Raw genomic sequence first — 12,573 nt, 5'->3', positions numbered from 1 at the left:
CGTGACCGACGACCGCACTCCCTCCTCCGGCACCGCGTACGAGGAGGCGGGTGTCTCGATCGAGGCCGGCGACAAGGCCGTCGAGCTGATGAAGGGCTGGGTCGAGAAGGCGCGCCGACCCGAGATGATCGGCGGCATCGGCGGCTTCGCGGGACTGTTCGACGCGTCCGCGCTCAAGACCTACGAGCGGCCGCTGCTGGCCAGCTCCGCCGACGGCGTCGGCACCAAGGTCGCGATCGCGCAGGCGCTCGACAAGCACGACACGATCGGCTTCGACCTGGTCGGCATGCTCGTCGACGACCTCGTGGTGTGCGGGGCCGAACCGCTCTTCCTCACCGACTACATCGCGACCGGGCGGGTCGTCCCCGAGCGGATCGCCGCCATCGTCGAGGGCATCGCCGAGGCGTGCGTCGAGGCGGGCTGTGCCCTGATCGGCGGCGAGACGGCCGAGCACCCCGGCCTGCTCGGCCCCGACGAGTACGACGTCGCCGGGTCGACCACAGGTGTGGTCGAGGCCGACCGGCTGCTCGGCCCCGGGCGGGTCCGGCCGGGTGACGCGGTCGTCGCGATGCAGGCCAGCGGGCTGCACTCCAACGGCTACTCCCTGGTCCGCCACGTGCTGCTGGCCGGCGCCGGCTGGGAGCTCGACCGGCACGTCGACGACCTCGGACGCACGCTCGGCGAGGAGCTCCTCGAGCCGACCCGCGTCTACGCCCGGGCGTGCCTGGCGCTGGCCGCGGCCACCGACACCCACGCCATGTCCCACGTCACCGGGGGTGGGCTCGCGGCCAACCTGCAGCGGGTGATGCCGGTCGAGCTGGACGCCACCGTCGAGCGCGGCACCTGGACCCCCCACCCGGTCTTCGACCTGGTGCGCCGGGTGGGCGACGTACCACTGGAGCAGCTCGAGCAGACCCTCAACTGCGGCGTCGGCATGGTCGCGCTGGTGCCGCCCGTCGACGTCGACCGGGCGCTCGCGGTGCTTGCCGACCACGACGTGCGTGCCTGGGTGGCCGGCGAGGTCGCCCACGGCACGGGCCAGGTGCGGCTCACGGGCTCCTACGCCGGCTGGTGAGCAGGTCCGCGTGAGGAACCGGTCACGTCTCGGAGCGGGGGTGTGCGGGAACAGCCACCCACCGGGTAGCGTTGCCCCCACGACATAGACCGATCAGACCGGAGTCACGGTGCGGCCCACCGGTGACCCGGCCCAGTGTGCGAGGGGGCTGACCCTATGGGGCGCGGCCGAGCGAAGGCGAAGCAGACGAAGGTCGCTCGCGACCTGAAGTACCGCACTCACGAGACGGACTTCGGGGCGCTGGCACGAGAGCTGCACGGCGAGCAGGACGGGGCCGAGAGCCCCGACGGCGGTGACGACCACGACGAGTGGTCGGACTACGCCGAGCGCGACCGGACCTGACCCACCTCCCACTCGGGGTCTCGGTCGGCGGCTGTCGCCGCTGTGCGACTGTGCCCTGCCGCGCGGAGGCCCGCCGCTCCGGAGGTTGAGGTGCGAGGCCGGTCACGGCCGAGCCTCGAGACCCCGAGACTGTGGTTGCGACGTCCGGGGCGTGCTCCGCTCACCGGGTTTCGACGCGCTTCGCGACCTCGCCAGCTCGGTCGCTGCGCATGCTCAACCTCGCTGAACCACACGCGGCGCGCTCGTTCCTCGCACGCCGCTGTTCACCGAAGGTGGATGCCGCGGAGGCGGCCGACGTCGCGCATCCGCTGCTCGGCCAGCCGGTCGGCGGCGACCGCGGGCGGGACCTGCTCACGCGACGCCAGCTCGAAGACCGCACGCGTGGTCTCGAAGATCCCGCCCGCCCGCTGCTGGGCGCGCTCGAACGAGAACCCCTCGAGCTCGTCGGCGACCTGGATCAGCCCACCGCTGTTGACGCAGTAGTCGGGGGCGTAGAGGATCCCGTGCTCCTCCAGCACCTTCTCGACACCCGGATGGGCCAGCTGGTTGTTGGCGGCCCCGCACACGATCTTGGCCGACAGCGTCTCGACGACCTCGTCGGTGAGCGCGCCACCGAGCGCGCAGGGGGCGTAGACGTCGAGCTCCTCGGCGACGAGCGCGGTGGTGTCGGCGGCCACGCGGACCTGCGGGAACTCGCGCAGCACCCGGTCGATCGACGGCTGGGCCGGGTCGGTCACCACGACCGCTGCTCCGTCGTCGACGAGGTGGCGGACCAGGTGGTGGCCGACCTTGCCGACGCCGGCGACGCCGACGGTGCGGCCGGCCAGCGTCGGGGCGCCCCAGGCGACCTCGGCGGCGGCGCGCATGCCCTGGAACACGCCGTACGCCGTGAGGACCGAGCTGTCGCCGGCGCCCCCGTGGGCGACGGTGCGGCCGGTGACGAAGGAGCACTCCCGCGCGACGTGGTCCATGTCCTCCGAGAACGTCCCGACGTCGCAGGCGGTGTAGTAGCGCCCGTTGAGCGACTGCACGAACCGGCCGTACGCCCGGAGCAGCGCCTCCGTCTTCTGGGTGGCCGGGTCTCCGATGATCACGGCCTTGCCGCCGCCGAGGTCGAGGCCGGCCAGCGCGGCCTTGTAGGACATGCCCCGCGAGAGGTTGAGCACGTCGCGCAGCGCGTCGTCGGTCGAGGCGTAGGGGTAGAACCGGGTGCCGCCGAGGCCGGGGCCGAGGGCGGTGGAGTGGATCGCGATGATCGCGCGGAGACCGGAGGCCGGGTCGTTGGCGAACACGACCTGCTCGTGCTCGGCGCCGAGCTCGAAGACGTCGACCGGGGTGCTGGGCATGGAACCACTTCCTGTCGCGGGGCCACGTGGGTGGTGGCGGGTGCGGACGGGGACACAGGGGTGGCGCGTCCCGTGGGGAAAGCGTAGCCGTGCCGGGACCCTCCTCGAAGCCGGCACGGCCGGTGGTGGGAGGAGCGGTCAGGCGCGGCTGGCGCGGGCGTCGGCGAGCGCCACGAGTGCCTGCTCCATCTCCAGGGCGAGGTCGGCGTACGCCGCCTGCGAGACCTCCAGCCGACCGGCCCGTCCCTGCTCCTCGAGCTCGGCGGCGGCGTGCCCGACCCGCGGCAGTCCGAGGTTGAGGGCGCTGCCCTTGAGCTTGTGGGCGGTCGCGCTGAGGGCTTCGGCGTCGGCGTCGTCCACGGCGGCCCGGATCGCCGTGAGGTGGTCGTGCGCGTGGGCGATGAAGTTGCCCGAGCTGCGCTGGAAGAGGCTGACGCCCTCCTTGACCATCGAGTGCAGCATGTCGAACCGCTCGACGTCGACGACGTCGGGAACGGTCTCCTCGGGCACCTCGGTACCGTCGCCGGCCGGGGGGTCGGCGACGGCGATCCACTGGTGGAGCACCCGCTCCACCCGGGTCGAGTCGACCGGCTTGGTGAGGAAGTCGTCCATGCCCGAGTCGAGGCAGCGCTCGCGCTCCCCCTCGAGGGCGGACGCGGTCATCGCGATGATCGGCACCCGCTGGCCCGGCGCCTCCTGGGACCGGATGGCCCGGGTCGCGGCGAAGCCGTCCATCCGGGGCATCCGGCAGTCCATGAGCACCGCGGCGAACTCGTGGCCGTCGGCGAGGGCGTCGACCGCCTCCACGCCGTCGGCGGCCACCGTGGCGTCGTACCCGGCGTGCTCGAGCATGCCGACCGCGACCATCTGGTTGACCTGGTTGTCCTCGACCACCAGCACCCGGGGTCGGGACGGCCTGGTCGGGGGCGATCCCGTGGCCGGCCGGACGGCGCGGCCCGGGTCACCGGCGGCGCGGGCGAAGCGGGCGCTGAACCGGAACGTGCTGCCGCGGCCTGGCTCGCTGTCCACCGTGATCCGGCCGTCCATCGCCGCGACCAGCTGTCGGGCGATGGTGAGTCCGAGCCCGGTCCCTCCGTGGCGCCGGGTGGTCGACGGGTCGACCTGGTGGAAGGCGTCGAACAGCCGCTGCTGCGCGTCCCGAGGGATGCCCGGTCCGGTGTCGGCGACCGTGACGACGAGCTCGGTGTGGCCGGCGTCCTCGGCCAGCACCTCCACGACGATCCGCACCTCGCCGGAGTCGGTGAACTTCACCGCGTTCGAGCCGAGGTTGGCGATCACCTGACCCAGCCGGGTCGAGTCGCCCCGCAGGTAGGTCGGTACGTCGTCCGCGACCTCGGTGGTGAGCGAGAGCCCCTTCTCCGTGGCCTGGCCGGCGAACAGCGGGACCGTCTGCTCGAGCACGCTGCGGACGCTGAAGTCGACCAGCTCGAGCTCCAGCTTCCCGGCCTCGATCTTGGACAGGTCCAGGATGTCGCTGATGATCCCCCGGAGCGTCGTTCCCGCGCCGTGGAGGGCGCCGGCCAGGGCGCGCTGCTCCTCGTCGAGCTCGGTGCGCATCAGCAGGTCGGTGAGGCCGAGGACGCCGTTCATCGGCGTCCGGATCTCGTGGCTCATGGTCGCGAGGAACTGCGACTTCATCCGCGACGCCTCCATCGCCTGGTCGCGGGCCTCGGCCAGCTCGACCGCTGACCGTTCCCGCTCGGCCACCTGGCCGAGGATCGCCGCGATCTGCTCGATCATGTCGCGGGAGTTGGCGTCCGGCGGCACCTCGTCGGCCAGCACCACCACCACGCACGCCACCCCCGCCCGGTGCGCGATGGGGAGCGCCACCAGGCAGTGGCTCTCCTCGTGGCCGGGTGCCGGAGCGACCAGGACCTCGCCGGTGCGGTGGCACTCGGCCGCCAGCCCGGGATCGGCGACGACCCCGAGCGGCGGCTCGTCGCGGGTGAGCACCAGCGGGACCAGGCCGGAGTCGTCGTGCTCGGGGAGGAAGGCGCACAACGCGTCCCACCCGGGGGTGGTGCTCACCGCCTCGGCCGCCCGCAGCAGGGTCTCCACGAGGCCGGTGGACTGGTTGGCGACCACGGCGACCTGGCGGAGCAGCGCGAGCCGCCGGGTGGCCTCGCGGATCTCGTGGTCGGCGAGCACCTTCTCGGTGACGTCCTGGCCGGTACCGGTCATCCGCAGCAGCCGACCGTCGGCGTCGCGCTCGGCCCGGCCCAGCCCGCGGCACCAGCGGACCTCCCCGTCGCCCCGGACGATCCGGCCGCTCCACTCGAACTCGTCGGCGCCCTCGAAGACGCTGCCGATCGAGGCCTGGACGCCGTCCCGGTCGTCCGGGTGGATCATCCCGATGAACGTCTCGTAGTCGCCGCCGAACTCCTCCTGCGGCACCCCGAACATCCGGTGCAGCTGCTCCGACCACGCGACCCGATCGTCGGCCACGTCCCACGACCAGCTGCCGATGTTGGCGATCGACTGCGCCTCGGCGAGGGAGCGCTCCCGGTCACGGAGCGCGTCGAGCAGCTCGTGCCGCTCCGTGTAGTCGTTGAACCGGTGCAGGTAGCCAACCACCTCGCCGTCGTCGTCGAAGACCGGTCGCCAGCTGGCCAGCAGCCAGATCGGCCGGCCGTCGGCGCGCACGTACATGGTCTCGAGGTCGTCGTGACCGGGGGCGCCGGCGCGGGCCTCGGCCAGGTGGGCCGCGAACTGGGCCTTGCCGGTCTCGTCGTGGACGTCGTAGGCGGAGAGGGCGTCCATGTCCTCGGGCGTCCGGCCGAGGAGGCGCGCCATCTGGGGGTTGGCCCAGATGGTGCGTCCCTCGCCGTCCAGCAGCCAGAGACCATCGGTACCGGCCTCGGCCAGGTACCGGAACAGCCTCGGGTCCGAGATCATGGGTCCATCATCCCTCGTGCGACCGCTGACCGCAGCGACTCGACGGTGCGGGTCGGGCGTGGTCCGGGACAGTTCAGGGCCGCACCCTGACGGGTACGGCCCTGGGGTCGCGTTGCGGTGGCCAGGGGCGGGGTCGAACCGCCGACCTTCCGATTTTCAGTCGGACGCTCGTACCAACTGAGCTACCTGGCCGGGTGCGGCCCGCCGGGCGGACAGCGAGGGGAACCATACCCGAGCGGTTCCGGCGCCTCCTATTCGGGGAGCCGTCGGATTGGGACGCCCGAGACCGGTCGCCCTATGCTGTCCGGGCAGTCCGGCCCCCATCGTCTAGCGGCCCAGGACCCCGCCCTTTCACGGCGGTAGCACGGGTTCGAATCCCGTTGGGGGTGCTGTCGCGGGGTCGGACCCCGCGCTCCGCTGCACGGCGGTAGCACGGGTTCGCATCCCGTTGGGGGTGCTGTCGCGGGGTCTCCTCGCTCAGACCTTCTTCTCTCGGACCGGGTCCGGCTCCACTGCCTCGTCGGGATCCAGACCCAGGCGCTCGGCGATGGCGTCGACCTTCTTCTCCATCCTCTCCAGGTCCTCGGCGTCGGCCTGGAAGAGCCAGTGCTTCGCGCCCAGCAGCAGGATCGCCTGGAAGATCAGCTGGAACCACTCGCTCTGCCAGTTCTCGAAGGTGCTGGCGAGGAAGTGAGCCCAGAAGTCAGCCCACACGAAAGGCTCCCCGTGGGTCTGCTGCTCACTGCGGAACTGCATCAGCTGAGTGAAGAACTGCCCCAGCCAGGAGCCGAGGAACAGGATGAGGAGCAGGTAGACGGCACCCCATCGGCGGAAGTGTTTCACCTGTACCACCACCCTCCAGCACGGCCTGTGCAGGAGCGTGACCTGACCAGCCGCGCGCCACACGAGCGTAACCCGTCCTCCGGAGGCCGCGATCCTGCAGGGACGAAGCCGGACGACGACGGCCCCCAGCTGACCACCCCACAGGTTCAGCTGGGGGCCTTTCGTCGTACCTGCGGCCGTTCCAGAACGGGCGGCCGGCGTGGTCGGCCCCGCCGCCCCCCGACCGACGGGATCACCCCCCGAGACCAGACCAGACCCCGTGTCGTGCGTGAGGACACAGGACCCCGTCTGGCGCACCACCTCGGTGCCCAGCGCGAGAGACGGCAACCTCATCCGAAGTGATGAAGTTTGGGGGCCGCTCAGGTCGTCCGGGCTCACAGCAGCGCCCACCAGCGACCCGCGATCACGTGATGAGCGGGTGTTCAGCGCGCGTCGACACGCGCGTTCGCATCCTGCCGGGGTGCTCCGGCGGCGCCGCCCTCGCCTCGATTGGGAGCCGGTGCCGCGGGTAGGTTAGAGTCGCACCGCTTCCCTCCGGGGAGGCCGCACCTGGTGCACATCGAGGCCCCGTAGCGCAGTTGGTTAGCGCGCCGCCCTGTCACGGCGGAGGCCGCGGGTTCGAGTCCCGTCGGGGTCGCCACCAGCGCCCGCGGACCGTCACGGTCCGCGGGCGCTCGTCGTTCGGGGCCGGTCACTACGCTGGCGCTGTGCCGGTGGAGATGGGGCGGGAGGAGTTCGAGCGGCTCGTCGATGCCGCGCTCGACGGGATCCCCGGGGAGATCGCCGACCTGATCCGCAACGTCGTGGTGCTCGTCGAGGACGACGCCCCGTCGGACGACCCCGACCTGCTCGGGCTCTACGAGGGGATCGCGCTGACCGAGCGGTACGGCGAGCCGACCCTCGAGCTGCCCGACCGGATCTTCGTGTACCGGCGCCCCCTGCTCGCGTTCTGCGACGACGAGGAGCAGCTCGCCGACGAGGTCCGGATCACCGTCGTCCACGAGGTGGCCCACCACTTCGGGATCGACGACGACCGGCTCCACGAGCTCGGCTACGCCTAGGGCCCCCGCCCGGCGGTGTCAGCTCACACCGAGCTGGCGACGGCCTCCCAGGGGCGGGCGCTGCGGCCGGAGCCCTGACGCTCGAACTCGGTGAAGAACCAGGTCTGGAACAGCACCTGCGGCGGGGTGCGCGCCAGCGCGAGCAGCTGCTGCTGGCGGCAGAAGTCGTCGGCGAAGTCGAGCAGCTCCACGAACCTGCCCATGGTCTCGGCCTGGGCGGGGGAGACGGGGACGACCAGGTCGACCGCCTCCTGTCCGTCCTGGCGGGCCTTGCGCAGCTGTTCGGCGTCCAGGCCCTCCTGGACCTCGCGCTGCAGCGACCCGAACAGGTCGGCGAGCGACTTCGCGATCGGGTACTTGTCCTCGTGGGCCAGTGCCAGGAGCCTGACCTCGCGGCGCAGCTCGCGGTAGTGGGCCTCGAACTCGGCGAGCGCGCGGATCGGGGCTCCCAGGAGCTTGACCAGGACCGTGTCCCGGGTGGCCCGGGCCGGTGGCTCCGGAAGGCCCGTGACGGAGCCGGGAACGCCCTCGTCGCGGGGCGTGGCCGCAGGAGCGAACCACATCACCTTGCCGCTGTCCTCGATCTCCGCGCCCCAGGCGTCGGCGCAGCGGGCGACGATGTCCAGGCCGCGGCCGAAGGTCAGCAGCAGCTCGCCCTCGTCGGGCGGCAGGCTGGCGGTGAGGTCCGCGGGCATCACCGGGGGCTCCGTCGAGCCGTCGCGCACCTCGACCCGCGGGTGCTCCTGGGTGCCGCGGACCCGGACCGAGATCGGGTCCGTGGCGTGCAGGACGGCGTTCGTCACCAGCTCGGAGACGCCGAGCTCGGCGGTGTCGACCAGCTCGGGTCGACCGATGTCCTCGATCGCGTCGATCACCCACCGGCGAGCCTGTTGCACGCTGTGGGGGACCGAGGGCACCGACAGTGCCGGCCTGTTCAGGGGCACAGGCCACCCCTCGAGCAGCACGACAGAGCGCTGACCCGCGCACGTCGGGGGTCGGACATGGGCCCCAACTTACGACACACGAGCCCCACGCGGTGTGAGGAAGCCGACCGGCGCCACGGTTTCGTGAGCGGGCACGAGGCGGGACAATGGACTCATGGACGCCGCCCCCGACACCGTCCCCGCCGCCCCCCGACGTCACCGCGTGGTGGTGGTGGGCTCCGGCTTCGGCGGCCTGTTCGGCGCCAAGGCGCTCCACCGCTCCGACGTCGACGTGACGATGATCGCCAAGACGACCCACCACCTGTTCCAGCCCCTGCTCTACCAGGTCGCCACCGGCATCCTCTCCGAGGGCGAGATCGCACCCCCGACCCGCGAGGTGCTCAGCCGCCAGCAGAACGCCCAGGTGCTGCTCGGCGAGGTGACCGGGATCGACCTCGCCCGGCGCGAGGTCACCTCGACGGTGCTGGGCCGGCACACGGTGACGCCGTACGACTCCCTCGTCGTGGCGGCCGGGGCGACCCAGTCCTACTTCGGCAACGACCACTTCTCGGAGTTCGCCCCCGGCATGAAGACCATCGACGACGCGCTGGAGCTGCGTGGACGGATCTTCGGCGCCTTCGAGATGGCCGAGCTGGGCGCGTCCCGCGGCGACGAGGTCGACCACCACCTCACCTTCGTCGTGGTCGGGGCCGGGCCGACCGGGGTCGAGATGGCCGGGCAGATCGCCGAGCTGTCGCGGCGGACGTTGCGCCGCGACTTCCGCGCCATCCGCAGCCAGCACGCCCGGGTGATCCTGCTCGACGCCGCCCCGCAGGTGCTGCCGCCGTTCGGCCACAAGCTGGGGGAGAAGACCAAGCAGGAGCTCGAGAAGCTCGGGGTCGAGGTCATCCTCGGTGCGATGGTGACCGACGTCGACGAGCGCGGCATCGAGATGAAGTTCAAGGCCGGCCGGGTCGAGCGGATCGACGCCGTCACCAAGATCTGGGCCGCCGGCGTGCAGGCCAGCGCGCTGGGCCGGACGCTGTCCGAGCAGACCGGCGCGCCGCTGGACCGGGCCGGGCGGATCGGCGTCAACCCGGACCTGACCCTGCCCGGCCACCCGGAGGTGTTCGTGGTCGGCGACATGATCGCCCTCGACAACCTCCCCGGCGTCGCGCAGGTGGCGATCCAGGGCGCGAAGTACGCCGCCAAGGAGATCGACGGCCGGCTGCGGGGGCGGCCGCCACAGCCGCCGTTCCACTACTTCGACAAGGGCTCGATGGCGATCATCAGCCGGTTCCGGGCGGTGGCGATGATCGGGAAGCTGCGGCTCACCGGGGTCGTCGCGTGGCTGATGTGGCTGGCGCTGCACCTGATCTACATCACCGGCTTCAAGAGCCGGGTCACCGCCTTCCTGCACTGGGTGATCTCCTTCGTCGGCCGCGGCCGGTCGGAGCGCACGACCACGGAGCAGCAGATCTTCGCGCGATCGGCGCTGGCGCGGCTGCAGGGCGGGGCCGCCGACCTGGTCTCCCGCCCCGGCGCCTACGACGAGGCCCGGGAGATGATCGAGCAGACCCGGCGCGCCGAGCTCGAGGCGCGGGCGCTGGAGGAGGCCCGGCTCACCGACGCCGGCGTCCGGGGCGTTCCCTCCGACCAGCGCTGACGCCGTACGCCGCGTAAATCCGTGGCCGACCGGGCTTCCGGCGAGGACGATGATCCCGCCGGGGACCGAGGTCGAGCGGTCACCGGCACAGGCCCCCCGGGCGCCCGGGGGGCCGTCTCGGGTGCCGCCTGCCGGAGCACGTTGCTACGGTGCCCGGATGACCTCTCGGCTCCTCTCGGGGGTGACGGCCCTCGCCGTCACCGGCCTCCTCGTCCTGTCGACCCAGACCGCGTCCGGGAGTGAGGCCGCCGCCAGACCCGGCGACCGGGGGACGAAGTCGACCTGGACGGAGGCCGACAAGACCGGGTTCGGCACCGCCCGCGACCGCTCCAGCAACGTGTGGTTCACGCTGCAGGACGGCCGGATGAGCGAGGTCTTCTACCCCGACCTCTCCACGCCGAGCGTGCGCAGCCTCGAGCTCGTGGTGACCGACGGCGAGACCTTCACCGACCGCACCTCGCGGCACACCGAGTCCACGGTCGAGCGTCCCGACCCGCGGAGCCTGCGGTTCACCCAGGTCAACACCGATCCGGACGGTCGCTACCGGCTCACCGAGGAGTACGTCACCTCGCCGGACCACGACAGCGTGACGGTGCGGGTGCGGCTGGAGTCGCTCGACGGCGGCTCCTACCAGTTGTGGGCGCTGCACGACCCCGCCCTCACCAACGACGGCATGGACGACCGTGCGCGCAGCCGCGGCCGTCGCCTGGTGGCGAGCGACGGCAGCGTCGCCTCGTCGCTGGTGACCGAGCCGCGGCTCGGCGCCCGCAGCAACGGCCTCGCCGGGACCGACAGCGACCCGTGGCGCGACCTGGCCGACGACCACGAGCTCGGCCGCCGCCGGGACGCGGCCGGCCCGGGCAACGTCGTCCAGCTCGGACGCCTCGGCGGCGTCACCGGGCAGCCGGGGGCGCAGGAGGCGACGCTCTCGCTCGGGCTCGGCCGCGAGGTGCCGTCGGCCGTCGACCACGCGCGGGCGACACGCGCGGACGGCTGGACCGCGACCCAGGAGGCGTACGACGCCGGCTGGCACGGCTACCTCGACCGGCTCGCGGACGTTCCTGCGAGCGCGGCCGGCGTGGCGGACCAGTACCTCGCGTCCGCCCTGGTGCTCGCCGCCGCCGAGGACAAGCTCAACCCCGGCGCCCTGGTCGCCTCGCCCTCCGCCCCCTGGGTGTGGGGTGACGAGGTCGAGGGGCTCTCGTCGCCGTCGGGCGCCTACCACCTGGTCTGGTCCCGCGACTCCTACCAGTTCGGCACCGCGCTGTGGGCGATGGGCGACCGGGCCGCGGCCCGTCGTACCGTCGACTGGCTGTTCGGGGTGCAGCAGAAGCCGGACGGGTCGTTCCCGCAGAACTCCGACGTCGAGGGGACGCCCGTGTGGGGCGAGCTCCAGCTCGACGAGGTGGCGCTGCCGATCGTGCTGGCGGGCCTCGTGGGCAAGGACGACGGCCGCACCTGGCGCGGCGTGCGGAAGGCGGCCGAGTTCCTCGTCGGGTTCCGGGACGAGGAGACCGGTCGGCGCGCGCCGTACTCGCCGCAGGAGCGCTGGGAGAACCAGTCGGGCTACTCGCCCAACTCCATCGCCGCCCAGATCTCGGGGCTGGTCGTCGCGGCCGACATGGCGCGCGACCGGGGCCACCGGGCGCTCGCGCGCACTTGGCTGGAGAAGGCCGACCGCTGGCAGCGCAAGGTCGAGGGCTGGACGGTCACCACGAACGGCCCGCTGTCGGAGGACCCCTACTTCCTGCGGCTCACCAAGAACGGCAGGCCGGACACCGCCAGCCCCTACCCCATGGGTGACGGCGGCCCCGAGTCGATCGACCAGCGCGAGGTCGTCGACCCGAGCTTCCTCGACCTGGTGCGCTACGGGATCACCGCGCCCGACGACCCCGAGGTCGTCTCGACGCTCCCGGTGATCGACGACGAGCTCGGCTTCACGACGCCGAACGGCCAGTTCTGGCGCCGGTTCAGCCACGACGGCTACGGCGAGACCCGCGACGGCGGGCAGTGGGAGATCACCGACCCCGGCGCGAACACCACGCTCGGCCGTGGCTGGCCGCTGCTCACCGGCGAGCGCGGTGAGTACGCCGTGACGGCCGGCGACGAGGGCGCGCCGTACCTCGCGACGATGGCGGCCGCCGCGGGGGAGAGCGACATGATCTCCGAGCAGGTGTGGGACGGCCGGCCCCCGACGGGGGAGAGCTGCTGCCCCGCCGGCGAGGGCACCCGCGCCGCGACCCCGCTGGTCTGGTCGCACGCCGGCCTCGTGCGCCTCGCGTGGACGATCGAGCAGGGCAGCCCGGTCGACCAGCAGGACGTCGTCGCCGACCGCTACCGAGGCGTAGCGGCAGGCACCCGGTAGGCAGCTCCGGCCCGAGAGCGGGCAGACGACGGAGTG

9 protein-coding genes and 3 tRNA genes are annotated in these 12,573 nt (G+C 72.7%); 7 read left to right on the top strand and 5 right to left on the bottom strand.

From position 1 onward, the window contains the following. Position 1: 1 nt before the first annotated feature. A complete protein-coding gene (purM, locus tag ACQ1X7_RS08280) occupies positions 2–1,075 on the top strand; it encodes a phosphoribosylformylglycinamidine cyclo-ligase (RefSeq protein ID WP_432477689.1) in 1,074 nt (357 codons plus the stop codon). Positions 1,076–1,231: 156 nt separating this feature from the next. After that, entirely contained in the window at positions 1,232–1,417 is a 186-nt protein-coding gene (locus tag ACQ1X7_RS08275) for a DUF3073 domain-containing protein (protein ID WP_432477688.1), read from the top strand. Between the two features lie 263 nt (positions 1,418–1,680). On the opposite strand, the gene ACQ1X7_RS08270 is transcribed toward ACQ1X7_RS08275, so the two are convergent. The 3 genes from ACQ1X7_RS08270 to ACQ1X7_RS08260 all read right to left on the bottom strand — a co-directional run bounded on the left by ACQ1X7_RS08270 (position 1,681) and on the right by ACQ1X7_RS08260 (position 5,871). Continuing rightward, positions 1,681–2,763 carry a Glu/Leu/Phe/Val family dehydrogenase gene (locus tag ACQ1X7_RS08270; RefSeq protein ID WP_432477687.1) on the bottom strand — a complete coding sequence of 361 codons (1,083 nt, stop codon included), beginning with the start codon at positions 2,761–2,763 and terminating at the stop codon, positions 1,681–1,683. Positions 2,764–2,901: 138 nt separating this feature from the next. Further along, positions 2,902–5,679 (bottom strand): ATP-binding protein, encoded by a 2,778-nt coding sequence (locus ACQ1X7_RS08265; RefSeq protein WP_432477686.1) that lies wholly within the window; start codon positions 5,677–5,679, stop codon positions 2,902–2,904. Positions 5,680–5,797: 118 nt separating this feature from the next. Next, positions 5,798–5,871: transfer RNA gene (locus tag ACQ1X7_RS08260), tRNA-Phe, on the bottom strand. A 124-nt stretch (positions 5,872–5,995) separates the two neighbouring features. Between ACQ1X7_RS08260 and ACQ1X7_RS08255 the strand changes: the two genes are divergently transcribed. Further along, positions 5,996–6,068, top strand: a tRNA-Glu gene (locus ACQ1X7_RS08255). 88 nt (positions 6,069–6,156) lie between these two features. Here the strand turns inward: ACQ1X7_RS08255 and ACQ1X7_RS08250 are convergent. Then, positions 6,157–6,522: a DUF6766 family protein gene (locus ACQ1X7_RS08250; protein ID WP_432477685.1), complete on the bottom strand. Its 366-nt coding sequence runs from the start codon at positions 6,520–6,522 to the stop codon at positions 6,157–6,159. A 563-nt stretch (positions 6,523–7,085) separates the two neighbouring features. Between ACQ1X7_RS08250 and ACQ1X7_RS08245 the strand changes: the two genes are divergently transcribed. After that, a tRNA-Asp gene (locus tag ACQ1X7_RS08245) sits at positions 7,086–7,162 on the top strand. A 67-nt stretch (positions 7,163–7,229) separates the two neighbouring features. Next, entirely contained in the window at positions 7,230–7,583 is a 354-nt protein-coding gene (locus ACQ1X7_RS08240; protein WP_432477684.1) for a metallopeptidase family protein, read from the top strand. 23 nt (positions 7,584–7,606) lie between these two features. Here the strand turns inward: ACQ1X7_RS08240 and ACQ1X7_RS08235 are convergent, their stop codons facing one another. Then, positions 7,607–8,500: an ATP-binding protein gene (locus ACQ1X7_RS08235; RefSeq protein ID WP_432477756.1), complete on the bottom strand. Its 894-nt coding sequence runs from the start codon at positions 8,498–8,500 to the stop codon at positions 7,607–7,609. A gap of 181 nt (positions 8,501–8,681) precedes the next feature. Between ACQ1X7_RS08235 and ACQ1X7_RS08230 the strand changes: the two genes are divergently transcribed. Both ACQ1X7_RS08230 and ACQ1X7_RS08225 read left to right on the top strand, forming a co-directional pair. After that, entirely contained in the window at positions 8,682–10,172 is a 1,491-nt protein-coding gene (locus tag ACQ1X7_RS08230; protein WP_432477683.1) for an NAD(P)/FAD-dependent oxidoreductase, read from the top strand. Positions 10,173–10,329: 157 nt separating this feature from the next. Further along, on the top strand, positions 10,330–12,537 hold the full coding sequence (locus ACQ1X7_RS08225; RefSeq protein ID WP_432477682.1) for a glycoside hydrolase family 15 protein: 2,208 nt from the start codon (positions 10,330–10,332) through the stop codon (positions 12,535–12,537). Positions 12,538–12,573: the final 36 nt, after the last annotated feature.

The sequence above is a fragment of the Nocardioides sp. GXQ0305 genome (assembly GCF_050880345.1).
GTDB lineage: Bacteria > Actinomycetota > Actinomycetes > Propionibacteriales > Nocardioidaceae > Nocardioides.
Note: the sequence above shows the minus strand (reverse complement) of the source record. Positions and strands in the feature narration are given on the sequence as shown.

Bases quoted from the DNA above. Each gene is read 5' to 3' on its own strand.
- ACQ1X7_RS08275 (WP_432477688.1), top strand. From the start codon at position 1,232: ATGGGGCGCGGCCGAGCGAAGGCGAAGCAGACGAAGGTCGCTCGCGAC.
- ACQ1X7_RS08270 (WP_432477687.1), bottom strand. From the start codon at position 2,763: ATGCCCAGCACCCCGGTCGACGTCTTCGAGCTCGGCGCCGAGCACGAG.
- ACQ1X7_RS08265 (WP_432477686.1), bottom strand. From the start codon at position 5,679: ATGATCTCGGACCCGAGGCTGTTCCGGTACCTGGCCGAGGCCGGTACC.
- ACQ1X7_RS08230 (WP_432477683.1), top strand. From the start codon at position 8,682: ATGGACGCCGCCCCCGACACCGTCCCCGCCGCCCCCCGACGTCACCGC.
- ACQ1X7_RS08225 (WP_432477682.1), top strand. From the start codon at position 10,330: ATGACCTCTCGGCTCCTCTCGGGGGTGACGGCCCTCGCCGTCACCGGC.